Below are 21,048 nucleotides of genomic sequence, written 5' to 3' on the forward strand. Positions count from 1 at the left end.
GTACGAGCCGGGGCCGTCAGCCGAATCGCTGGCGGCCTTCGGCCTTTCTCTTCGTGACATACCCGATGAGATCTGTGAGGTCTGGCCTGATGTCTGGCAGGCCTTCAAGGTCTTCGAGGCCATGGGCACCCAGTGGCGTACAGGCGCGTGCGGCGCTACCGGACTCGATTACACGTCAATTCGCCATGTCGCCGGCTTTCTCGGCCTCACCCGGTCGGAGGTCGCCGACGTCTTTCCAGACATCCGTGTCATGGAAGCCGAAGCCCTGCGGGTGATGGCGGAACAGAGGGACAGTAAATGAGCACCACCTTCGCGTCCCTCGGTATCGAGGTGAACTCCTCGTCGGCATCCAAGGCGGCTGACGATCTCGACAAGCTGGTCGATTCGGCAGTTGATGCCGAAAAGGCGATTGATGATCTCGGTAAGTCTGGCGAGGACCTGGCCAACACCGGCAAGAAGATCAGCCAGGCCGAGAACGAGGCTGCTCAGGGCATCGACAAGGCGACGGGCGCCAAAGAGCGCCAGGTCGATGCCAGCCGCAAGGCAGGTGCCAGCGCGGCCAGTGAAATCGCAATCATCAGCCAGCTCGACAAGGCGATGTCTGGCAACATCGGCAGCATGGAGCAACTGATCCAGGCTGAAGGCTTGCTGGAGCGAGCCAGGAAGGGCGGTCTCGTCACCATCGAGCAGCAGGAATCCTATCAGGATCGGCTCGGCAAGGCGTATGAGCGGATCGAGAAAGCCGAAGCCAAGGAGATGGCGCAGAAGCAGCGGCTGATCGACGCTGAAAACCGTCAGATCGAGGCGTTGAAGCGCACGGTCAACGGCATCGACCCGGTCACTGCGAAGTTGGCAAAGCTGGAGGCGCAGGAGAAAGCGCTCAACGATCTGTACAAGGCCGGGCAGATCGACGCCACTCGTTACGGTGAGGCGCTGGCAAAGATTGGCAAAGACCGTGACGGCCTGACCGCGACAGAAACTGCATTCGACAAGCTGAAGCTCGGCACCCGCCAGGCTCAAGAAAACGTGATGCAGCTGACCAATGCCCTACAGTCTGGGGATTGGGGGAGTGGTGCACGGGCTGTTGCTCAGCTCGGCGCCGGTGCGGGCGCGTCTGCCAAGAGCTTGGCCGCAGCACTGATTCCCGCCGGCTTGCTGGCCGGTGTCCTCGGCGCGCTGGGTTATGCTTACATCGACGCACAGAAGCAGGCCCGCGAGTTCAACGTCGCCATCAACGGCGGATCGAACGATGCCGGTCAGAGCATTGCCAGCCTCAAGGTGATGGCCGATACCGCCGGGGCGATCACTGAGAACTTCGCAGGCGCTCGCGAGGCGGTGATTGCACTGGCTTCCGGTGCCGCTACCAGCGGCGTCCAAATGCAGAACCTGGCTCAGGCCGCCGCAGCAATTGGTGAGGTGACAGGGAAGGGCGCTGGAGACATCGCCAAGTCGCTCGCGAATGCCGGTGACACCGCTACAGAAGCCGCAGAGAAGATCAGCGACCAGTATGGGCTGCTCACCTACGAGCAGTACCAGACTATCAAGGCGATTGATGATCAGGGAGACCATCAGCGAGCGCTGGACACCCTGAGTGAAAATCTCAATCAGTCCGCCCAGGAGCGCCTGAAGAGCTACCGCGAATCGCTTTCCGATATCGAACGTGACTGGGATCGAGTGAAGGTGGCCATCAAGGGCGCCTACGCTGAAGTCCGGTCAGAGATTTTCCCTGACCTGGCAAAGCAGATCGAGATCACTCAGCGCGTGCTGGATACTCGGAAAGGGGGCGGGGTCACAGGTGCGATATCGAATGGGCTGAGCTCACTCAGTTCCTTTTTGGGGTTGAACGACGGTGAGAACGACGACTCGACGCCGGCACTGGAGGCCAAGCTTGCAGGATTGAAGGCACGCTTATCTGCGAGCGAAAGCAACACTGCCGCGACCGGCGAAGCGACTCGGGCGAACAAGGAATTGATCGCTGTCCAGAAGGAACTGGACAAGCAGATGGACAACCTGAACCCGCTCGCAAAGCGCAAGGATGCGTACAAGAAGCTCAACGATCAATTCACCGAACTCTATCAGAACGCGGAGAAGACTGGCCAAAAGTCCGCACTGCTGGATGGCGTTCAGTTTGACGGGAAGAAGTTTTCCGGTGGCGCCTACGACCAGTTGCGCAAGGCAATCGACGACCAAAACAAGGATGCCAAGGCGGGCGCTGGCAGCGTCGATCTATCCGGGTTCAACGATTCGAAAAACGCGCTCAATGCCGTGCTCGCCGAGTACAAAAATGCGCAAAAGGATTTGGAGGCTTCGCAGAAGGCCGGGCTGATCTCGCAGGCAGATTATCTGCAAGCGCGCGAGGCCATGATCGGCAACGAGCGTGATGAGGTCACTGCTGCATATGAGGCTGAGATCGCCGCGCTTGAAGCGGCGAAGGGCAAGGCAGGTACATCAGCTGCGCAGCGCATTCAGCTTGACCAGAAAATAGCCGACGCCCGGGCCGCCATGGTCAAGGTACAGCAGGACGCTGACACCGAACTGAGCGTGCTGGCGAAGAACGAAGAAGGCCGGCTGAAGAAGCAGACCGAGGCCGTCAATACCTACAGCCGCGCGCTGCAGCAACAAGTGAAAACTCTGCGTGAGCAGGGCCAGCGTGCGGCGGCGGGCATCGGCCTCGGCGATCGTCAGCGTGATCTGATGAGCCAGCAAAACGGCATCGACGATCGCTTCAATCAGCAGAAGCTGGATCTTGCAAATCAGTACGGTGATGGCTCGCGCGGCATGAGCCTCGACGAGTACACGCAGAAGCTGGCGGCGCTGAAGGCAACCCAGCAGGACCTGCACGACACGGTTCAAGCCAACTACGACGAGATGACGGCAGCCCAGGGCGACTGGAGTGCCGGAGCCTCGTCGGCATGGCAGAACTATCTGGAGTCTGCACAGAATGCGGCGGGGCAGACGAAAAGCCTGCTCACTAATGCATTCAGCTCGGCAGAGGATGCTGTAGCCAGTTTCGCCATCAACGGCAAATTCTCGTTTTCTGACTTCACCAAGTCGGTGCTGGCAGATATGGCGAAGATCGCCACTCGACAGGCTACTTCACAAGGGCTCAGCGCTCTTTTTGGTCTCGCCGCGTCAGCCGCTGGTTCGTACTTCGGAGGTGGCGGCGGGAATGGATTGGCCGCCGGATCTGCCGGTGCTGTGTCGTCAGATCTCGGAGCATCGCAGGCCGGCTACACAGGGTTTGATCTCTCTGGATATCGGGCTGCTGGCGGGCCTGTTGCGCCGAACTCTCTGTACGAAGTCAACGAACTAGGGCCTGAGCTTTACAACGAGGGCGGCCGGTCGTTTCTGATGACTGGCGCCAACGGCGGTAGCGTCACGCCGTTGACTACCGGTGGCGGGCCTGCACTGGCCGCAATGTCCGGTGGTGGGGGCAACACGTACAACTTTCCGGTGGCGGTCTCGGTGCAGACATCCGGGAGCGACGGGGCGGGTGTTTCGCAAGAGACAACCAACCAGCTTGGCAAGAGCATCCAGCAGGCTGCGAAAACCGAGGCTGAAACTGCTATTGCCAGAGCGCTGCAGCCGGGCGGTTCTATCTGGCGCCTTACAAATGGGAGGGGCTGATGGCCATCGAAAGATTCACCTGGCCAACCGAGCGCGGGGAAACGCCTGATATCACCTATCGAGTGCGCACCTCGAAGTTTGGAAACGGCTACGCGCAGAACGTCGGCGACGGCCCGAACAACAAAGAGGACTCCTACCCGGTTACCTGCGTCGGCCAAAAGGCCACGGTGCTGGAAATCATGAAGTTCCTTGACCGGCATGCCGGAGCGAAGGCGTTTCTCTGGACAACACCGCTCGGGGAGCTCGGCCTGTTCACCTGCAAAAATCCCGCTCCCACACCAAGGGGCGGCGGAGTCTTCAAACTCACCGCCACGTTCGAACGGGCATTCCAACCATAAGGGGCAATAATGCCGCTGATCAGTGACATCCAGGTGCTTGAACCTGGCAGTGAAGTGCTGCTCTTTGAATTGGACGGCACGGACTACGGCGCGGACATTCTGCGCTTCCACGGGCACGCGATCCCGCATACGACGGCCGAGCTGATCGCCGCCGGCGACGACGCGGACCAACTGCCGGCGAAAGCGATTTACTGGCAGGGCAACGAGTACAGCGCGTGGCCGATGCAGATCGAAGGCATCGAGGCGAACGGCGACGGCACGGCAGTGAGGCCCACTCTGTCGGTCGGTAACGTCAACGGGCGCATCACCGCGCTCTGTCTGGCGTTTGAGGATCTGCTCGAGTTCAAACTGACGATGCGGCACACGCTCGGCAGCTACCTCGACGCGGCGAACTTCCCGGCGGGCAATCCAACGGCAGACCCAACCCAAGAGACGATCGAGGTCTGGTACATCGACCAGAAGACGAATGAGGACGGGGAAAACGTCAGTTGGGAGCTAGCCAGCCCGGGCGACGTCGGCAATGAGTCGATTGGCCGGCAGGCCACTACGCTTTGCCACTGGTGCCTCACCGGGGGCTACCGCGGGCCGAACTGTGGCTACACCGGACCATACTTGACCAAGGACGGAATCGTTACCGACAACCCCGAACTGGACGAGTGCGATGCCACGCTGGGGAAGGGATGCATCCCGCGCTTCGGCGAGGGCAACCCATACCCGTTCGGTGGATTTCCCGCAGTTTCTCTCATTGCCCGGAGCTGATATGCGTAAACACATTTTGAACGCGATCCAGGTGCACGCGGCAGCGGAGTATCCGAAAGAATGCTGCGGTCTTTTGCTGGCGGTGGGGCGAAAGCAGCAGTACTACCCGTGCCGCAACGTCTCTACCGAGCCGAACGAAGAGTTTCGAATCGACCCGGAGGAGTACGCAGCGGCCGAGGACATCGGCGAGGTGATCGGTGTGGTGCATTCGCATCCGGACGCAACCAGCAGGCCGTCACCCCGTGACTTGGCCATGTGTGAGGCGACGGCCATGCCGTGGCACATCATCAGCTGGCCCGAGGGCGATCTGCGCACCTGCGTGCCTTCCGGTGAGGTGCCGCTGCTCAAGCGGCCATTCGTGCACGGCGCCTGGGACTGCTGGCAGGTCTGCGCCGACTGGTACAAACGCGAGTGGGGGCTGGAGTTCGAAACCTTCAAGCGCGCCGACGGCTGGTGGGAAAGCAAGGACAACACCAGCCTGTACGAGGCGAACTACGAGGCCGCCGGCTTCTACCGAGTCGACCAGCCACAACGCGGCGACATGATCGTGATGGAAGTGGGGCGGACGGTTCACCCTAACCATGCCGGGATCTTCCTCGGCACCGATCCGGCATTGCCCGGCGAGGATGCAGCAACATTTGGCCCAGGGCCTTTTCTGCTGCACCACCTGTACGGCAGGCCGTCCGAGGTCATCGTTTATGGTGGACCCTGGCATGACAGAACTCGCCTGATTCTCAGGCACAAAGACGCACAATCATCCACGTGACGCGGCAAGGCCGCAGGAGACGACATGGGAAAAACAGTTGAAATAGTGCACTACAAGGTGGAGAAATTCACTTTGACGCAGAGCGAGCTTGTTGCCGCTTTGAAGGAAAAGTACGGAGATGATTCCGCGTTCGAAGAAGGGCGCTTAATCTCGGTTTTCTGCTCGACGATGTTTCCGGCGGGACCTGAGGGGCGAGATACCGAAATCTCCTTCGAAACGAGGCTGGGTGAAGCGGCAGGGGCCGCTCCAGCCTGAGGACGCTATTTGTCCTCGAGTTCCGCAACTCGCTTATGGAGCGCGACTACCGCTTTCGCCAAGTCTTCGATTGCAGCATTCGCCGCCTTCGCAAATTCCTGCCCTTGATGATCCTGAGGAGCGAACCTCAGCATACGGTTTGCATTTTGTTCGGCAGATCGCAAAATTTGCTGCAGCTGCGTTGCACTCATATTGACCTCCAGGTCATAAACGCGCCGAAATTGGCGCAATCCCAGTCCTTGGGCTTGCAGGCAAAGGACTGGGGAATCCTTTACCCCTTCGTCTGCGTCTGTACGATGAGGCGCCACTGGATCGGGGTTCCATTGGCGTGCTGATGTTTGTTCTGAGGCGGGAAGGGATCGTACTTATTCGAAGTGATTTCGTCTCCGCATCCCTCGCAACGGTATATGCCTGATGCTGGGACCACGCTGCCGGTGTCATAAAGCGTGTTCCATAGTGCGCTACCGAGAAGCGAGCCAGGTTCCTTGGAGAGGTATTTCTCTGTACCACTCGAATATAGCGCCATTTTCAATCCTGCCTGGTTAGAAATGAGGCACAAAGCTACTACGTGGTGATCAAGCGTGGTTACTGGGCTTTCGTCCACACTGGATGCCCGGACAGTGCCGCGCTACAGTGCATCCTTTCCCACAGGAGTGACCTGCATGAAACTGATCGTAGGAGCGCTGGCGGTAGCGCTGTTGGCGGGGTGCTCGTCGCCCGGAGATGTGAAGAAGAACGATCCGACCATCAGCGCATCCACCAATAAATCGGCCAAGAAGTACGCTCTGTGCGTATTCCCGAAGTGGCAGGAGCAGCGCTCGACTTCGACCATGTCTGAGACAGAGAACGGCTATAGGCTGGTCGTTGCTACTGACATGATGACCGATGAGGTTCTTGAAGTTTCCGGCGCTGGAACAGGCAGCAAAGTCGCACTGTACCAGCGCTTGCCGTGGTCAAAAATGTGGGGCCGCGCGGCACTTGAGGCAGCAGTTCGCGAGTGCCTGTAAACCGAGCAATTTTTCAAAACCGCCAGTTGGCGGTTTTTTTTCGTCAGGAGATAGCCCATGGCGGCCGCAGCAATTTCTAAACCATCAATGACCACCATTCTTTTATCTGGCCCGCTGGCAAGGCTATTCGGACGCGTGCATTACCGAGAGCTTGGCAGTAAATCGGTTGGCGAAGCGGTCCAGGCATTGAAATGCACAATCGACGGGTTTGAAGCGGCGATCAAGGATCTGGATCGGCGCGGTATGCGATTCGCGATCTTCCGAAATCGGAAAAATGTGGGCGAAAAAGATTTTGCACTCGGGGGCGCTCAGGAAATTCGAATTGTACCGGTGATTTCAGGAAGCAAGCGCGCTGGCGTACTTCAAACAATCATCGGCGTCGTACTGATTGCCGCATCATTTTTTGCCGGCGGCGCTGGTCCATCTCTGTTCTCGGCTGGTCTGGCAATGACTGCCGGCGGCGTGATCCAAATGCTCAGCCCTCAAGCCTCAGGCTTGAAGCAAAGCGCATCCCCCGAAAACGCACCGTCCTACGCCTTCGGGAGCGCCAAGAACACCACGGCCAGCGGCAACCCGGTGCCGATCTGCATCGGAGAGCGCCGGTGGGGCGGGATGATCATCTCGGCCTCGATCCTGGCTGAAGACAAAGTGTAAGCAGGACAGCAACACACCAACCGCCCGCGAGGCGGTTTTTTTATGCCTGGAGGAAAGCATGGGCGCAGCGCAACAGATCGAGATCCACGGCGAGAAGGGCGGCAGCAGCAAGCCGAAATCGCCGGTCGAAGCCAGCGACAGCCTGCGCTCGACCAATCTGGCGAAAATCCTGATCGCCGTGGGTGAAGGTGAGTTTGATGGCGTGCCAACCGATTACGACATCTACCTGGACAACACGCCGATCCGCGATGCCAGTGGCAACTACAACTTCCCGAACGTGAAATGGGACTGGCGCCCGGGTTCCGTGGATCAGACCTACATCCCGGGCATTCCGGCCGTGGAAAACGAGACCTCGTTGAACGTTGAGTTGCGCAGCGATGCACCGTGGGTGCGCTCGATCACCAACATCCAGCTTTCCGCCGTACGTATGCGCTTCGCGTGGCCGGCACTGCAACGGTCTGACGACCAAGGCAATATCGGCGGTTACCGCATCGAGTATGCGATCGACGTGGCCACCGACGGCGGCGCCTATCAGCAGGTTTATCCCGATGCTGTCGACGGCAAGACCACAACACGCTACGAGCGCTCGGTCCGGGTTGATTTGCCGACGGCTATTACTGGCTGGCAGATCCGCGTGCGCCGCCTGACGCCGAACCAGAACAGCAACAAGATCGCTGACACCATGCTGATCGCTGGCATCACCGAGATCATCGACGCAAAGCTGCGCTATCCGAATACCGCACTGGTCTATATCGAGTTCGACGCCGAGCAGTTCACCAACATCCCGGCGGTGACCGTGAAGTGCAAGGCACGGCGCTGGATGGTGCCGAGCAACTACGACCCGATTCAGCGCACCTACACTGGGACGTGGGACGGCTCGATGAAATCGGCCTGGACTAACAATCCGGCGTGGATCACCTACGGCATTTGCACCGAAGACCGTTTCGGCCTCGGCAAGCGCATCAAGCCGTTCATGGTCGACAAGTGGGAGCTGTACCGGATCGCGCAGTATTGCGATCAGTTGGTGCCGAACGGCCTCGGCGGTCAGGAGCCGCGCTTCCTTTGCGACATGAACCTGCAGGGCAAGGCCGACGCCTGGTCGCTGCTGCGCGATATCTCGGCGATTTATCGAGGCATGACGTATTGGGCGCAAGGCCAGCTGGTGATGCAGGCCGACATGCCGCGCGCGCAGGACTTCGACTACGTCTTCACCCGGGCCAACGTGATCGACGGCAAATTTTCGTACGGCAGCGCCTCGGCGAAAACCCGGTACACCCGGGCGCTGGTCAGCTACGACAACCCAGCGAACAACTACGACACCGACGTCATACCGTTCGCTGACCTGGAACTTCAGCGCCGCTACGGCGACCGGCCGACCGAGCTGAGCGCCATTGGCTGCACCCGCGCCTCCGAGGCCCAGCGCCGTGGCAAGTGGGCGATCTTGAGCAACAACCAAGACCGCACCGTATCGTTCAAGACCGGTATGGAGGGCGTTATTCCGCTGCCGGGCCACATCATTCCGGTGGCGGACTCACTGCTGGCCGGGCGGGAGGTCGGCGGGCGGATCTCGTCAGCAGCTGGCCGCGTCGTCACGCTCGATCGCGATACCCAGGCCAAGGCCGGCGACCGGTTGATCATCAACCTGCCGGGCGGCCGCGCCGAGGGCCGCACCGTGCAGAGCGTCAACGGCCGCGCGGTAACGGTGACTGTCGCTTACAGCGAGCCACCAGTCGCGCAACTGCAATGGGCGCTCGACGCCGATGATCTGGCGATCCCGCTGTATCGCGTGCTGCGCACCAAGCGCACCACCGAGGGCGACTTCGAAATCACCGCCCTGCAGTTCGAGCCGAGCAAATTCGCTCACATCGATACCGGTGCGCGCCTGGAAGAACGGCCGATCAGCGTGATTCCGATCACCGTCGTTCCGGCGCCGGCCAGCGTATCCCTCACGTCGACGTCGTCGGTCGTGCAGGGCCTGGCCGTGGCCACCATGACCATCAGCTGGCCCGCCGTGGATGGCGCGGTGGGCTATGACGTTGAATGGCGCAAGGACAGCGGCAACTGGATCAAGCTGCAGCGCACTGGCATGACCAACGTCGATGTGGTCGGCATCTACGCCGGTGCCTACGTAGCGCGGGTCCGCGCGGTGAGTGCGTTCGATATCTCGTCACAATGGCGTAACTCGATCCTCACCAACCTGAAAGGGAAGGAGGGGCTGCCGCCGGCGGTATCGTTCCTGCGTACCGTCAGCAAGGTCTACGGCATTGGCGTTGAGTGGGGTTTTCCACCTGGTGCGGAAGATACTCAGCGCACCGAGATATGGAACAACAAGACCAACGACCTCGCCAGTGCCGTGAAGTTGGCAGACTTCGCCTACCCACAAGCAAATCACGAAATGCAGAACGTCGTTCCGGGTACCAGCTTGTTCTTCTGGGCGCGCCTGGTCGACCGAACTGGCAATGTTGGCCCCTGGTTTCCAGCGGCGAACGGGGTCAACGGGCAGGTGAGCATCGACCAGTCCGAATACGAGAAATACTTTCTCGGAAAAATTCAGGAGTCGTCGCTCGGCCAAAAGCTGCTTGAGGAAATCGGGAAGATTTCCGGTGACGGTGAAGGCTCAGTGAATGAGCGACTGGAGCAGGCTAAGCAGGAACTGCAGGACCTGATCAGCGAAATTACCGACGCCATGGCATATGACCCGACCAAGCCGTACAGCATAGGTGAAGTGGTGAGGCTCGATGGTCGTCTATTCTCGGCGATCAAGGCTGTGCCGGTCGGTACGGCACCACCGGACCCTAAGTTCTGGTATGACATGGGAACGATTGCTGAGACCACCAATGCCTTAGCCTTGCAAGTCGAACAGCACAGCACGCAGATTGAAACCCTCGATGGCAAGGTCTCGGCGCAGGCATCGACGATGCAGGCGCTGCAGGCTGCCTGGCGTGAAGATGACGGAACGGGCGCAATGGCCGATGCGCTTCACGGCTGGCAAAACACAGCCAGCATCGTGAACAACGACAAAGTTAGGGCGGAGGAAAACCGAGCGTCTGCTACCAGAATCACGATGCTTGATGCTGCCGTGGAGACCAACGCTGCGAATGTTACCTCTCTGGCGACTGCTGTGGCGACCGACAAGGAAGCGACGGCTCAGAGGATCGACACCCTCACCGCGAAAGCAAATGACGCCACAGCAAAGGCCGAGACGGTCAGCACCGTAGTTGCTGGCTTGAACGGTAAGGTCTCAGCGCTGACAACGATCAAAACGTCCACCACCGTGGGCGGAAGGACCGTCATGGCTGGCTTGGCTATTGGCGTAGATGGCGAGCAGCAGGAGTCGCAGATCCTTGCGTTCGCCCAGCGCTTTGCGATTCTGGATGAGGTCAGTGGGCAGATGATCGCGCCGTTCGTGGTTCAGGGCGGCCAAGTGTTCATGAATACGGCAATCATCAGCCAAGCCTTCATCAAGGAGTTGGTGCTCGGCATGACGTTGAGGTCAGCCGCGCTCAACAATCAGGGCCTGCCGCTTTTGGAGATCAACATTCCGGCAGGGACGTTCACGCTGCGTGGTCAGTCTGACAGCGGCTACACGCTCCTGAACAACAACGGGATATACGTCTACGACCTCAACTACATCGAGCGCGCCGCGCTAGGGAAGATGACGTAATGGACTACTACGGCGCGAGGACAAGGGACGCTGCTGGGCGGGTAACACTGGAAACGTCAGTCATGACCATTCGGTCGATTGTGACAAGACAGATCACCGTCCCTCCCATCACCAGTAACTTCACCAGCTTCATCGATATGCCGGAGATCACTTCGCAGTCGTTCGTTTGTGTGACTCTGCCGAATCCAACAGATGAAACCTCCGTCCTGCCTGCGGTCTTCTGGTCGACGGGCCAGCTACGAGTTCGGCGTGGGCAAGGGATGGTGCTCAACATTTTCATCCTGACTTACCAATAGGAGGGGGGCATGGACTACGGATTCAGGTCACGCAACGGACAGAATTTCTTTCAAATCGATAGCGAGAACAGGGTGCTGAACGTTGCCGCATCGGGCACCTATACCATCGGCAAACCGCCGAGCGCTCCTGTGACGATTACCCAGGCGGTCATTACTTACCCGGCCCCCATAACCACCAGCGAGGCGCCGCATGTTTTCCTCAACCCAACCAACCAAGGCATGTACCACTCGTTGGTGCAGTTGGGTGGGCCAGGCAACTGGACGGGATTCCGCTTCCAACTGCACTTGATGACACCGTTCAATGCGTCTGACTGCAGCGGTCGCTGGCTTGTTGCGACGTTCCGGTCCACATCGCCCGCGAGCGCGTACGACCTGCGCCTGCGCAATGCCGCTAACGAGCAAATTTTCGTGGGGGCCGACAATCTACTTGTCATGACGGGATTTCCCATCAACGAAGGCTGGACCGTGGACAATCGAGGAGGGGAGGTTTCCGGAATTTATTGGAGTGGATGTCAAATGCCATGGACGGGCTCCTATGACGATTACTTTCTCGCCTCCACGCTTCTTGGTGGAAAAATTTACAACGGCAATACCACGCTGCAGACGCCTTGCGGATTTCATGCGGGAGTGCGCTCAACACTTAATGGTTACGTGGGGGCAATGGTGAGTTCCGAGGGTGGCACTGCCAAGAACGGCAGAACAACTTTCGCCGCTAGACCCATGCGTCCCCTGTAAATCTCCAAACAACCCGCCATTCAGCGGGTTTTGTTATCGACAAAAAAGGAAACACTATGCCTTGGCTCCGAGGGGGAATAGTCGCAGTCACCAGCGGCTCAACGACGGTCGTTGGTACGAATGCGGATTTCGTAGCCAACGCCCGTGTTGGTGACGCATTTATTGGGCCTGATGGACTGAATTATGAGATCGGTAACATCGCGAGCCCGACCCAGCTATCGATCATACCCGCCTACAAAGGCGCGACCGTAAGCGGATCTTCCTACGCGATCATGCCGGTGCAGGGCTATCCGAAATTACTGGCCGACGCTTTCAACGGCTTGAAGAATCAATTTGGGGGAGTGTTGGCAGTCTTGGGCTTAGACCCAACCCTCGCCGGTGTGCGCAACTCATTGAACCTGACGAATGCTGACGGTCTTCCAGAGGGGGAGACGAACAAGTATTACACCGACGCGCGAGTAAGGGCTGCAATCCTGACTGGGTTCACGCTGCCGAACATGGCATCTGCTGTTGTTGCGACCGACACGGTTCTCGCTGCCTTGGCGAAATTGCAATTCAGCAAGGCCGGCAAAGGGCAGAACTCCGACATTACCTCTCTGTCCGGGCTCACTACACCACTTTCTCGAGAACAGGGCGGGATCGGCGGCGCGCTGGGCTTTATCGAAGGTCTAAGCCTGGTCTGGGTGTCAGGAACGAGTATCGCGATCCGCCCGGGTAGCGCGTACGTGCCGTCAGTGGCCAAGGTTGTTACCTACGCTGGAGGAACGATCAGCCCGATGACGGTGGGGGCGGTCAACACTTTCATCCACCTGTACCTTACCGATGCTGGTGCTATTGAGCAGTCCACCACCGCCGCGCCGGCGCGGTATTACAACCAAGCGCATCAGAAAACAAATGACAACTCTCGCCGGTACATCGGTTCGATTCTGATCAACACCAACGCAGCGGGTGCTTATCAGTTTGCCCATCGCCTGGCCGACAGCTCGATCATGTACACGGTGGCCAATCCGGAAAGCACCACATTCCGCCTGCTCAGCGGTGGGACCTCGGTCGCGGCATTCAATACGCGCACCATCGCACCGGTTACGGCGCACACGTTGGAGGCGGCTTGGCAAAACGTCGGAACCGTCTCGGTGAAATTTACCCCCTCTGATGCGGGCACGCCGATCGCGTCCGGATGGATGGTATTCGTGCCGCCGGGTGCCATTTTCAATGGTCGCTGCCCGATTGCCTCAGACGGCACCATTACTTACAGCGCAGCCGGTGGCGGAAGCGCCAACTGCTATTCACTCGGCTACTACTTCGACAGGTGATGATATGCCTTACGCAATTACGCCCACTGGCTGGCGGGCGATCAACCCAGAAATGGAACTGCTGGAGGGCGAAACCTTCGTCGAAGAAATTCCACAGTCCCTGATTGATGCCATCGCCGAGCAGGAACTCCTGCGCGACACCACGGCGATTCTCAACGCCAGAACGCGCCTTGCAACCGCTCAAGTCACTGCGCTGCAAAGCCGGGTCGACGCAATAAATGATGCGATCGCTGGTGATTACGCGCTGCCCGAGGAGGTCGACGAGAAGCCGCTGCGGGTAGCGTCGCTGGCGGCATGGAAGAAATACCGCGTTCTGTTGGGCCGCGTGACTGGGCTGCCTGTCTGGCCGACGGAACCGGCGTGGCCAGAGCAGCCTGAGCCGTACAACGAAGAAACCACCGTGGCCCGAGCAACCCAGTCTTGAGTTGATCGCCGCGTCAGACCGCAACCCGCCATCGAGCGGGTATTTTTTTGCCTGGAGAATAGTGATGCCTGTAACCGAAAAAGACCGCGACATACTCGCCCGCACGCTGTGGGGCGAGGCCCGTGGGGAGGGAACTGCCGGGCAGATCGCCGTGGCCTGGACGATCCGCAACCGCGTGTTCGACGGGAAGACGAATTCGTGGTGGGGTGAGGGCTACGCCGGCGTGTGCCAGAAACCGTACCAGTTCAGCTGCTGGAATAAGACCGACCCGAACTATCAATTCCTGATCGGCGTGAAAGAGATCCCATTCCGTGAGCTGGCGCAATGTCGCATCGCTGCAGACCAGGTGATCGACGGCAAGGTGCCGGATCCCACCGGCGGCGCCACTCACTACTACGCCACCAGCATCAAAGCGCCGGCCTGGGCGGCGAAGGCCAAGCAGACGCTCAAGTTGGGCGGGCACGTGTTCTTCCGGGATGTGCCGTGATGGTCGTGCCGTGGAAAACGGTGGGCGCGCTGGCGCTGGTGCTGGTCGGCGCCGGCAGTGCCTGGCAGTTTCAGGACTGGCGCTACGGCAGCATACTGGCCGAGCAAGCGCGGCAACACGCCGAAACCCTCAATCAACTGACCCTGGCCGCGGCGACCGCGCAGCAGGCCGAGCAGGACAAGCGTCTGGCGCTCGAGCAGCGGCTGGCGACCAGCGAGCAAACCCACTTCAGGAAAATGGCCGATGCCCGACGTGACCAAGATCGCCTGCGCGATCGCCTTGCCACTTCTGATTTGCGGTTGTCAGTCCTCCTCGACGCAAACGACACTGCCAAAGGCTGCGGTGTGCCAGCCACCGCCGGCCCCGGCGGCGTGGATCATGCAGCCGTACGAGCCCGACTTGACCCGGCGCATGCTCAACGAATTATCGCCATCACCGACACCGGCGACCGTGGATTGATCGCGTTGCAGGCGTGCCAGGACTATGTGCGAAACCTGCGCCATTGATGGCCCTGCGCCATGCTTGCGAAGGGGGAAGTCGTGAACCATCATTCTTTTTTTATGATGGCGTTATGTACGTGGACAAGCGACTTGCAGGGCTTTCGTTTTTATTGACCCTCAGTTGGGTGACGGTCGTTTTGTTGGTGATGTACTGGATGTCGCGCTGAATATGAAGGGTTACGGTTGTGGAAGGTGTAGTGCTGAGCGAGAAGATGCAAAGAGAGGCGGATCGGCTGCTGGCGCAGATTGTCCGGGCTGATTCGATGATCATCGCTGTAAAGGCAGGAGCACGGGCGGATGGCTTCGTGCTTGGGCTGGAAACCGGCGGGGCTTTGCGGTCCGGCGATGCGGAAAGGCTGTACATCATTTTTGAGGCCGCGCTGGTGGAGCGCTTGAAAACGCTGACGTACAGTTGATCAATCGACGGGTTTTATCAGATCCGGGCCCTGATTCCGAACATTCCCCACGGCCCGATCAACCTTAAACCACTCGAACACCTCTGTCGCTTCGCCCTGATGCAGCACCATCTGCTCGGCGCGTTCTTTCGGCGTGGCCGGATCCAACCATTCCCGAGCGAGTTCAGGCGACAATGCCACAGGCCTTCGGTCGTGGATATCGACCATTCCCCCAGCGCTGTCGGCTGTGATGATCACAAAGCCGTCGTGCTCACCTGGGGCGTGTTCCTCATTCGGGTATTGGCCTATCGCAGCACACAGAATAGGCGAGCCATCCCGGTGCCGGATCAAGTAGGGCTGTTTCTTCGGTCCGCCTTCGTCGACCCACTCGAACCAGTTGTTGATAGCGATGATTGCCCGGTGCGGCCAGATGGCACGGAAGAACGGACCGTGTGCGACCTTCTCCACTCGAGCATTGATCGGCGCGGCGCGATCCTTCGCCCAGTGTGGGCGCCATCCCCAGCGAACCATGTCGGCGTGCAGGAACTGTCCTTCCTGATGGAAGAGGGCGAGCTGCGCTGTCGGCGCGGCGTTGTAGCGCTCGAGCGGTTGCTCGCCGGTCGAGTTGACCAGAGCGTTGGGCATGCTGAGCGCCGCTACGAAGTCGTGAATGCCGCTGTACTGGGTTAGTCGTCCACACATTGCCCGTTCCTCGCATGGTTCCTCCAGCGTAGACCCGTCGGTGCCGACTTCGTCACAAAACCTTTTCCGGTGCAAGTTGGGCAGTCATCACGCGCATCAAATCGATCGAGGCAGGTGGGGCACATGCAAAAAGCCGCCGACTCGATGTGAGGGCGCACCTTTTCAAAGGCGTGTAGGTCGCGCTCTTCCTGGGCGACTTGCGCAACATCAACCAGAGCGCGGTAAGCGTATGGATCATCCATTGGCTTGTAATCAACACCGCGAACGACTCGTTCGGTTTCAACTAGCTGATACAGGCGCCCGTTCAATTCCAGCATCAGGCCTGAGATTGTCCCAATGTTCCGGGAAAGCCCCAAGGTCAGCCGCACACCGTCTGCGCCAGAGTAAACCTTGCCGTCGTAGGTAAAGGAGGCGCCGCGTGGTTCGTCGCTTTCGAAGTTGAATATCGACCGGTTGATTTTGCCAAGCAGCCTTCCGGTGTCGATCTGAACGACATTGTAGGTCGACGCTCCTCGGTACTGGCCCGGCGAGTTTTGCAGCTCCTCGACAGAATGCCAGTAGGCAGCGTCTGCCATCTCGTTCATATCGAACTGCTCAAGCTGGTCGATCAGTCCCTCTGTATGCAGGGCGGCAGCCATTTGATGAAGCGTTTCCCGGTGTGCCTCCGGGTTCTGCATGCGAAAGTCCTGGTCATCGAGAGTCGCGCGCCATTGTTGGAGCCGGAGAAATTTGGCTTGATCGAAATTCATGGAAAGATTCACTGTACAAAAGCTGTATGCATGTACAGTAATCTAGGCCGGGTAACGTGGGCGAGGGTGAGGCGACGAGCTGCAGTCATGTGACTGCTTCCGGCCAAAAGCGGACGTGTGCAAGCGACAGCTAACGGCCAAAAGCGGACGCTCATGGCTGACCGCTTCTGACCATATGCAGACATTCGCAGGTGGCCGCATCCGTCCAGGCGCGGCACTTCATCAGAAAAAATCAGTCCCTTTTCTCATGTCTTTGACCTCTCTCCCGACAGTCGCCACGCCCAAGCCGACGTCGTCCTCTTTTCTCTTCTAAAATCTGTCAACGATTTCATTTGAGAGGCAAGCCATGGGCGCCGCAGAAGAGTTGATACAGGGAGCAGGGCTTGTGATTGGCAACATTGGTTTCTGGCCATCGTTTCACGATGCGGAAGTCATTTCGTTTTCGGTGTCGCGGCCATTTCATCAAGCCGACACAGATACCGTCGCAAAGCTCTGCATTCATTATCGTGAGTATGAAGTGGTGGGTGCGGGTGAAGCGGACTTTGAATACGGTTGTCGCAAAAGCTTACTGATTGAACTGATATTCAATGGTCTCCAGGATTTGTCGCTGAAGGACTTCAACCAACAGAACGTACTCGATTCAATTAAATTCAATCGTTTGCAGGATTCATCAATCGTTGCAGAACTGGTTTCGATCTGGGGTTTTGGCGGAGCCATCCGCTGCACCACAGTCGCAGTTGGCGAATTGACGAACCTTTTAGATTAATGATCCGGCGCCATTCTTCTTAACTCCCAAAACCCTGTGCACCGCCAGAACCAGAGGTGGGTAATCAACTGCTATACCTTCACTTGCTGCGCCGCAGCACACGGAGGGTAATAAACATGGGATTTTTGGGTGACTCCTATCAGCAGATCATCACCTGGCGTCGGCTGAGCGATTCGAGGGCCGTGAGATACGTTTGTTTCTTAAATCTCCAGACTACACAGTACGCGGTGCAAAGCGCTGACTTTTATAGCCTGCCGTTGGACGACGCTGTGCAGCTCTTCCTTGATCGCCAACTGATTGAGTTGTTCATCGAGACTTCACCGAGCGAGCGAAGTGAATGGTATCCGAGCCTGACGCAAGCCATGGACGCTCATGATGCAGCATTCTGAAATGCTGAACGGGCGCCAGGCATCTCACACAAGTCGCGCTGTAGAAGCAGCCACCGACCGGTTAGGCGACTTCGATGTGATCCCGCGCCTGATTCACCGCTAGCTCGGCAATCATCACCACTTGAAATCAAAAATGAGACGACCAAAAAATGGGACAGATATATTTTTCATAAAAATCTGTCCCCATTCTCTCGTTCAGTCATCAACGCGTTGCTGCATCGCCCTCTATGACTTCAACGAAAGGGGTAACTGTCCGGGTTGCGGTGACAAGTATCCCAACGAATGAAAGTATGATGCTGCCCCCCGTGACAACTATTGCCCAGTGATTTTTGCTCAATAGGAAAACAAACGGCAATGCTATAGCAATGCCGCAGACCCCGAGCCGGAAGATCATCCCGCCAACCCGAAGTCTGCGATGAAGAGCCACATGCCATCGCAAAGGTGCCCCACAAGAAACACACGGGACTACGGGAAACTCCCCCAAAAAAGGAGTCATGCGCCGTTGCGCCGTTCGACTCAACTTTGAGGAGCAGGAGGGACACGCCAATAAAGACGAGCTTTGCATGGAGAGAATGTCTCCTGGGTGGGTGTCCGCATTAGTTTAGTGGATGATTTCGCGATGGTTAACCATTGGCAGTGACTGCTTTTTGCCGATTGCAGACCTCCGTGACAGTCAGCAATCGGCCAGAAGCTGCCGCTCAATGGCGCCTATCAAAACCGGGTTGAAAGTTTATTTTTAAAGATGTGCATCCAGTTTGGAGTCTCCTACGTAAATCTGTCACCCCTCATAAGAAGGGTCGAATGATCCAGGAGATGCATCATGCACATGCTCATCAAACGCTTTGCGATTGCCTGCTTTACCCTTCTATGCTTCAACGCCGGCCTTTGCTTTGCTGCGGATACCGTGATGGTTGGCGGGGCAGCCATGTATCCAAACAAAACTATCGTAGAGAATGCCGTCAACTCTAAAGACCACACGACGCTTGTTGCGGCTGTCAAAGCCGCCGGACTGGTCGATACGCTCAACAGCAAAGGTCCGTTCACCGTCTTCGCTCCTACCAATGAGGCCTTTGCCAAGTTGCCGGCCGGAATAGTCGACACGCTGGTCAAGCCCGAGCACAAAGCAGATCTGACCAAGATCCTCACCTACCATGTGGTGCCTGGTACTCATACCGCCAAGCAACTGATGGGGGACGCCAAAATGCATGGTGGCAAAGTCATGCTGACCACCGTTCAGGGGGAACCTCTGACTGTCTGGCTTCACGATGGCAAATTGTGGGTGGAGGACGCTAAAGGCGGTAAAGCAGCCATTACCATCGCCGATGTCATGCAGTCTAATGGCGTCATACACGTCGTCGATACAGTTTTGATGCCGAAGTAGGTGATGCGAGCTGGCGGAAAAAATAGAGCGGCTCCGATTTTTGGTGAAGGACACTGGCCTTGCTCAGCTATTCTTCGAAGAGTAGAGCCAGGCGTCTTCGAGGTTGAATTATGAAAAATATTTCGACTGCTTCTATCGTCTACAGCACCCAAATACTGTGCATCTTCTGCGTACTGGGTCTGTTGATCATGTGGGGGCTCGAATTTGATGGAAGATATGGACCCTACTCATTTGCACTGGTAGTCATCTTCACCTCAGTAACTCTGTGGGGAAGGTCACCTAAACGGGTAAGAACGCGCCTGAGTTAATGATCCCAGTGACCTGCTCACGAGCGGCTGCTTTCGGCCAAAAGCGGACATTCGAACTCGAGACAATACGATGAATAAGAAAGCAAGAATGACTGCATTTCTGCTCAGTAAAGTAGCAGTCCAACCTGTGCCTGGCCGAACGTTTGACCCTCATCGCATGATCCGAATCCCCGATTGTCATTCAATCGTCGAAGTACTTCGCCTCATCAAACATGGCGGGCCAGAATGGGCACATCGTTACGTCACGATGTACTTTTCCGGTCCATCAAATGCTTGGGCTCTGGTGTACTCGCTTCAGGACACCAGCGCCCCGTACTTTGATTTCATGTACACCTGCAAAGAGCAGCCTCAGAAGGCCCTGTCCGCACTGCTAGGGAAGTATCCACAGTGCTCTGTCATAGATTGGTCACCCGGACGCCTGGCCTGCATCGAAGCTCAGGGGTTGGATGTTGATACTCTTGCTGAAATAATCCGGGATGTAACTGAAGCGGCTTGCGATGAACACATCATGTTCGTCGATGCTTCGTATGAGGAAATGGGTAGAGCGTGACCCAAGAGCGGGTGATCGAGCTGAACTTCCCATTCTGGAAAATAAATCCGTCCCCTTTTCTGTCCCCTTTTCTAAATTTTTGCCGTTTAAAAATCGATTTTGCATCGTGCTTCAGCGGCCTGTATTCGTAATGTAAGACCAGACTCGAAGCACATGACAAGATGATGATCTGGTTGGATGTGATCTGTCAGGTAAAAGGCCTGTGTCTCTGCGTTGGACTCCACGGCTCCGATCGAATGAATAACACTATCGTCGCCATCGATTGGGTAATCATTCCGCCCACTTGATGAAAAGTAATCGACCTCATGGAAGCTGATAGTAATCTTGTGTGCTTCTTCGGTCGGCACCCAGGCTTCAGTCCGTCGAGTAAAGATGAGTACAGCCGACCTATCCATGATGTCGTAATTAATGGTGCTGGCTTGGTAGAAGTTATGAAGGTCATACGCACGGTTTTGAATCTCAACCTCAATATGCCCGAATTCGAAACCATGAAATTGCATGGGTAAGCCCTAATGATCTACCGGTAGGCGTGTATCGTACGGCATCGTCGCGATGACTGCTTTTGGCCGAAAGCGGTCAGTCTGGCGCCATCAAAACAGCCAGGGTCATCTTGATGAACTCTTCGTTTTTGTCCATCGTCCAGAGTGCGCCGCGGACGTTCTCGGCGACATCAGCCGATCCGCGCTGCTCGACCCAGTTGGACAGTTCCATGATGGCGGCTTCGAGTGCGAGTTGGTTTTCGTTGATCTTGAAGAGCAGGGAAGGGAGGAGGTCGGAGTTGGGCATTTTGGTTTCCTTGTCAGCCAAGGCATCAGCGTAGCACCGTGTTACATGAAGAGTGTTTAACGATTGGCAGGACGCCGGAGAGGGGAGAAATCGGTCGGAGTTATGGAACGCGCCCACAAAAGTTATGGAACACATATCGAAAGGCAGAAATTTTCGTAAACGCCAGAAACGACAAAGCCCTGAATAATCAGGGCTTT

At 57.6% G+C, this 21,048-nt stretch carries 25 protein-coding genes; 20 read left to right on the forward strand and 5 right to left on the reverse strand.

Translation table 11 applies throughout. The features are described 5' to 3' along the window. Positions 1 to 28: 28 nt before the first annotated feature. Genes CAF87_RS03835 through CAF87_RS03860 form a run of 6 tightly spaced genes read left to right on the forward strand, consistent with a single transcriptional unit; the run spans position 29 to position 5,745 of the window. Complete coding sequence (locus CAF87_RS03835; protein ID WP_045122089.1) at positions 29 to 301, forward strand: DUF1799 domain-containing protein; 273 nt, start codon at positions 29 to 31, stop codon at positions 299 to 301. Beyond that, positions 298 to 3,627 (forward strand): phage tail tape measure protein, encoded by a 3,330-nt coding sequence (locus CAF87_RS03840; protein WP_085731197.1) that lies wholly within the window; start codon positions 298 to 300, stop codon positions 3,625 to 3,627. Before CAF87_RS03835 ends, CAF87_RS03840 begins: the two co-directional genes overlap by 4 nt. Then, positions 3,627 to 3,965 (forward strand): phage tail protein, encoded by a 339-nt coding sequence (locus CAF87_RS03845; RefSeq protein WP_085731196.1) that lies wholly within the window; start codon positions 3,627 to 3,629, stop codon positions 3,963 to 3,965. The genes CAF87_RS03840 and CAF87_RS03845 overlap by 1 nt, the downstream gene beginning before the upstream one ends. Positions 3,966 to 3,974: 9 nt before the next feature. Next, a complete protein-coding gene (locus CAF87_RS03850; RefSeq protein WP_085731195.1) occupies positions 3,975 to 4,724 on the forward strand; it encodes a phage minor tail protein L in 750 nt (249 codons plus the stop codon). Between the two features lies 1 nt (position 4,725). Next, entirely contained in the window at positions 4,726 to 5,490 is a 765-nt protein-coding gene (locus CAF87_RS03855) for a C40 family peptidase (RefSeq protein WP_085731194.1), read from the forward strand. 24 nt (positions 5,491 to 5,514) lie between these two features. Then, positions 5,515 to 5,745, forward strand: coding sequence for a hypothetical protein (locus tag CAF87_RS03860; protein WP_085731193.1), 231 nt, complete (start codon positions 5,515 to 5,517; stop codon positions 5,743 to 5,745). Positions 5,746 to 5,750: 5 nt separating this feature from the next. On the opposite strand, the gene CAF87_RS03865 is transcribed toward CAF87_RS03860, so the two are convergent. Next, on the reverse strand, positions 5,751 to 5,936 hold the full coding sequence (locus tag CAF87_RS03865; RefSeq protein WP_085731192.1) for a hypothetical protein: 186 nt from the start codon (positions 5,934 to 5,936) through the stop codon (positions 5,751 to 5,753). Between the two features lie 471 nt (positions 5,937 to 6,407). Here CAF87_RS03865 and CAF87_RS03875 point away from each other — a divergent pair, with 471 nt between their 5' ends. From CAF87_RS03875 to CAF87_RS03920, 10 genes are all read left to right on the forward strand, one after another. Further along, a complete protein-coding gene (locus tag CAF87_RS03875; RefSeq protein WP_085731190.1) occupies positions 6,408 to 6,752 on the forward strand; it encodes a hypothetical protein in 345 nt (114 codons plus the stop codon). A 57-nt stretch (positions 6,753 to 6,809) separates the two neighbouring features. Further along, on the forward strand, positions 6,810 to 7,406 hold the full coding sequence (locus CAF87_RS03880; RefSeq protein ID WP_085731189.1) for a tail assembly protein: 597 nt from the start codon (positions 6,810 to 6,812) through the stop codon (positions 7,404 to 7,406). Between the two features lie 58 nt (positions 7,407 to 7,464). Beyond that, positions 7,465 to 11,070, forward strand: a complete 3,606-nt coding sequence (locus tag CAF87_RS03885; RefSeq protein WP_085731188.1) for a host specificity protein J — start codon at positions 7,465 to 7,467, stop codon at positions 11,068 to 11,070. After that, positions 11,070 to 11,366, forward strand: a complete 297-nt coding sequence (locus CAF87_RS03890; protein WP_085731187.1) for a hypothetical protein — start codon at positions 11,070 to 11,072, stop codon at positions 11,364 to 11,366. The genes CAF87_RS03885 and CAF87_RS03890 overlap by 1 nt, the downstream gene beginning before the upstream one ends. A gap of 9 nt (positions 11,367 to 11,375) precedes the next feature. Next, entirely contained in the window at positions 11,376 to 12,101 is a 726-nt protein-coding gene (locus CAF87_RS03895) for a hypothetical protein (protein ID WP_085731186.1), read from the forward strand. A 56-nt stretch (positions 12,102 to 12,157) separates the two neighbouring features. Beyond that, positions 12,158 to 13,414 carry a hypothetical protein gene (locus CAF87_RS29410; RefSeq protein ID WP_218189717.1) on the forward strand — a complete coding sequence of 419 codons (1,257 nt, stop codon included), beginning with the start codon at positions 12,158 to 12,160 and terminating at the stop codon, positions 13,412 to 13,414. A 4-nt stretch (positions 13,415 to 13,418) separates the two neighbouring features. Next, on the forward strand, positions 13,419 to 13,838 hold the full coding sequence (locus CAF87_RS03905) for a hypothetical protein (RefSeq protein WP_085731185.1): 420 nt from the start codon (positions 13,419 to 13,421) through the stop codon (positions 13,836 to 13,838). A 64-nt stretch (positions 13,839 to 13,902) separates the two neighbouring features. Then, a complete protein-coding gene (locus tag CAF87_RS03910) occupies positions 13,903 to 14,325 on the forward strand; it encodes a cell wall hydrolase (RefSeq protein WP_085731184.1) in 423 nt (140 codons plus the stop codon). Further along, positions 14,325 to 14,831 (forward strand): lysis system i-spanin subunit Rz, encoded by a 507-nt coding sequence (locus tag CAF87_RS03915; protein ID WP_085731183.1) that lies wholly within the window; start codon positions 14,325 to 14,327, stop codon positions 14,829 to 14,831. Before CAF87_RS03910 ends, CAF87_RS03915 begins: the two co-directional genes overlap by 1 nt. Before the next feature lie 179 nt (positions 14,832 to 15,010). After that, positions 15,011 to 15,241 carry a hypothetical protein gene (locus CAF87_RS03920; protein ID WP_085731182.1) on the forward strand — a complete coding sequence of 77 codons (231 nt, stop codon included), beginning with the start codon at positions 15,011 to 15,013 and terminating at the stop codon, positions 15,239 to 15,241. Here CAF87_RS03920 and CAF87_RS03925 read toward each other — a convergent pair whose 3' ends face one another. Together CAF87_RS03925 and CAF87_RS03930 are read right to left on the reverse strand one after the other, a co-directional pair. Next, positions 15,242 to 15,922: an SOS response-associated peptidase family protein gene (locus CAF87_RS03925; RefSeq protein WP_085731181.1), complete on the reverse strand. Its 681-nt coding sequence runs from the start codon at positions 15,920 to 15,922 to the stop codon at positions 15,242 to 15,244. Then, positions 15,907 to 16,671, reverse strand: a complete 765-nt coding sequence (locus tag CAF87_RS03930) for a hypothetical protein (protein WP_085731180.1) — start codon at positions 16,669 to 16,671, stop codon at positions 15,907 to 15,909. Before CAF87_RS03930 ends, CAF87_RS03925 begins: the two co-directional genes overlap by 16 nt. Positions 16,672 to 17,017: 346 nt before the next feature. On the opposite strand from CAF87_RS03930, the gene CAF87_RS03935 reads away from it, so the two are divergent. From CAF87_RS03935 to CAF87_RS03950, 4 genes are all read left to right on the forward strand, one after another. Continuing rightward, complete coding sequence (locus CAF87_RS03935) at positions 17,018 to 17,437, forward strand: Imm50 family immunity protein (RefSeq protein ID WP_085731179.1); 420 nt, start codon at positions 17,018 to 17,020, stop codon at positions 17,435 to 17,437. A 116-nt stretch (positions 17,438 to 17,553) separates the two neighbouring features. Continuing rightward, positions 17,554 to 17,826 (forward strand): hypothetical protein, encoded by a 273-nt coding sequence (locus tag CAF87_RS03940; protein WP_085731178.1) that lies wholly within the window; start codon positions 17,554 to 17,556, stop codon positions 17,824 to 17,826. An 820-nt stretch (positions 17,827 to 18,646) separates the two neighbouring features. Beyond that, positions 18,647 to 19,207 (forward strand): fasciclin domain-containing protein, encoded by a 561-nt coding sequence (locus CAF87_RS03945; RefSeq protein ID WP_085731177.1) that lies wholly within the window; start codon positions 18,647 to 18,649, stop codon positions 19,205 to 19,207. A gap of 378 nt (positions 19,208 to 19,585) precedes the next feature. Then, positions 19,586 to 20,065: a hypothetical protein gene (locus tag CAF87_RS03950; RefSeq protein ID WP_170929570.1), complete on the forward strand. Its 480-nt coding sequence runs from the start codon at positions 19,586 to 19,588 to the stop codon at positions 20,063 to 20,065. An 86-nt stretch (positions 20,066 to 20,151) separates the two neighbouring features. On the opposite strand, the gene CAF87_RS03955 is transcribed toward CAF87_RS03950, so the two are convergent. Both CAF87_RS03955 and CAF87_RS03960 read right to left on the reverse strand, forming a co-directional pair. Then, positions 20,152 to 20,565, reverse strand: coding sequence for a hypothetical protein (locus tag CAF87_RS03955; protein ID WP_085731176.1), 414 nt, complete (start codon positions 20,563 to 20,565; stop codon positions 20,152 to 20,154). A gap of 76 nt (positions 20,566 to 20,641) precedes the next feature. Beyond that, on the reverse strand, positions 20,642 to 20,851 hold the full coding sequence (locus CAF87_RS03960; protein ID WP_085731175.1) for a hypothetical protein: 210 nt from the start codon (positions 20,849 to 20,851) through the stop codon (positions 20,642 to 20,644). Positions 20,852 to 21,048 lie beyond the last annotated feature (197 nt).

Source organism: Pseudomonas sp. R38(2017), assembly GCF_002112395.1.
In the GTDB taxonomy this organism is placed as follows: domain Bacteria; phylum Pseudomonadota; class Gammaproteobacteria; order Pseudomonadales; family Pseudomonadaceae; genus Aquipseudomonas.

Coding starts and splice junctions, on each gene's coding strand:
- CAF87_RS03875 (WP_085731190.1), top strand. CDS start 6,408: ATGAAACTGATCGTAGGAGCGCTGGCGGTAGCGCTGTTGGCGGGGTGC.
- CAF87_RS03940 (WP_085731178.1), top strand. CDS start 17,554: ATGGGATTTTTGGGTGACTCCTATCAGCAGATCATCACCTGGCGTCGG.
- CAF87_RS03955 (WP_085731176.1), bottom strand. CDS start 20,565: ATGCAATTTCATGGTTTCGAATTCGGGCATATTGAGGTTGAGATTCAA.
- CAF87_RS03895 (WP_085731186.1), top strand. CDS start 11,376: ATGGACTACGGATTCAGGTCACGCAACGGACAGAATTTCTTTCAAATC.
- CAF87_RS03845 (WP_085731196.1), top strand. CDS start 3,627: ATGGCCATCGAAAGATTCACCTGGCCAACCGAGCGCGGGGAAACGCCT.
- CAF87_RS03910 (WP_085731184.1), top strand. CDS start 13,903: ATGCCTGTAACCGAAAAAGACCGCGACATACTCGCCCGCACGCTGTGG.
- CAF87_RS03945 (WP_085731177.1), top strand. CDS start 18,647: ATGCACATGCTCATCAAACGCTTTGCGATTGCCTGCTTTACCCTTCTA.
- CAF87_RS03890 (WP_085731187.1), top strand. CDS start 11,070: ATGGACTACTACGGCGCGAGGACAAGGGACGCTGCTGGGCGGGTAACA.
- CAF87_RS03925 (WP_085731181.1), bottom strand. CDS start 15,922: ATGTGTGGACGACTAACCCAGTACAGCGGCATTCACGACTTCGTAGCG.
- CAF87_RS03950 (WP_170929570.1), top strand. CDS start 19,586: ATGAATAAGAAAGCAAGAATGACTGCATTTCTGCTCAGTAAAGTAGCA.
- CAF87_RS03915 (WP_085731183.1), top strand. CDS start 14,325: ATGGTCGTGCCGTGGAAAACGGTGGGCGCGCTGGCGCTGGTGCTGGTC.
- CAF87_RS03840 (WP_085731197.1), top strand. CDS start 298: ATGAGCACCACCTTCGCGTCCCTCGGTATCGAGGTGAACTCCTCGTCG.
- CAF87_RS03880 (WP_085731189.1), top strand. CDS start 6,810: ATGGCGGCCGCAGCAATTTCTAAACCATCAATGACCACCATTCTTTTA.
- CAF87_RS29410 (WP_218189717.1), top strand. CDS start 12,158: ATGCCTTGGCTCCGAGGGGGAATAGTCGCAGTCACCAGCGGCTCAACG.
- CAF87_RS03960 (WP_085731175.1), bottom strand. CDS start 20,851: ATGCCCAACTCCGACCTCCTCCCTTCCCTGCTCTTCAAGATCAACGAA.
- CAF87_RS03855 (WP_085731194.1), top strand. CDS start 4,726: ATGCGTAAACACATTTTGAACGCGATCCAGGTGCACGCGGCAGCGGAG.
- CAF87_RS03930 (WP_085731180.1), bottom strand. CDS start 16,671: ATGAATTTCGATCAAGCCAAATTTCTCCGGCTCCAACAATGGCGCGCG.
- CAF87_RS03860 (WP_085731193.1), top strand. CDS start 5,515: ATGGGAAAAACAGTTGAAATAGTGCACTACAAGGTGGAGAAATTCACT.
- CAF87_RS03885 (WP_085731188.1), top strand. CDS start 7,465: ATGGGCGCAGCGCAACAGATCGAGATCCACGGCGAGAAGGGCGGCAGC.
- CAF87_RS03865 (WP_085731192.1), bottom strand. CDS start 5,936: ATGAGTGCAACGCAGCTGCAGCAAATTTTGCGATCTGCCGAACAAAAT.
- CAF87_RS03905 (WP_085731185.1), top strand. CDS start 13,419: ATGCCTTACGCAATTACGCCCACTGGCTGGCGGGCGATCAACCCAGAA.
- CAF87_RS03850 (WP_085731195.1), top strand. CDS start 3,975: ATGCCGCTGATCAGTGACATCCAGGTGCTTGAACCTGGCAGTGAAGTG.
- CAF87_RS03935 (WP_085731179.1), top strand. CDS start 17,018: ATGGGCGCCGCAGAAGAGTTGATACAGGGAGCAGGGCTTGTGATTGGC.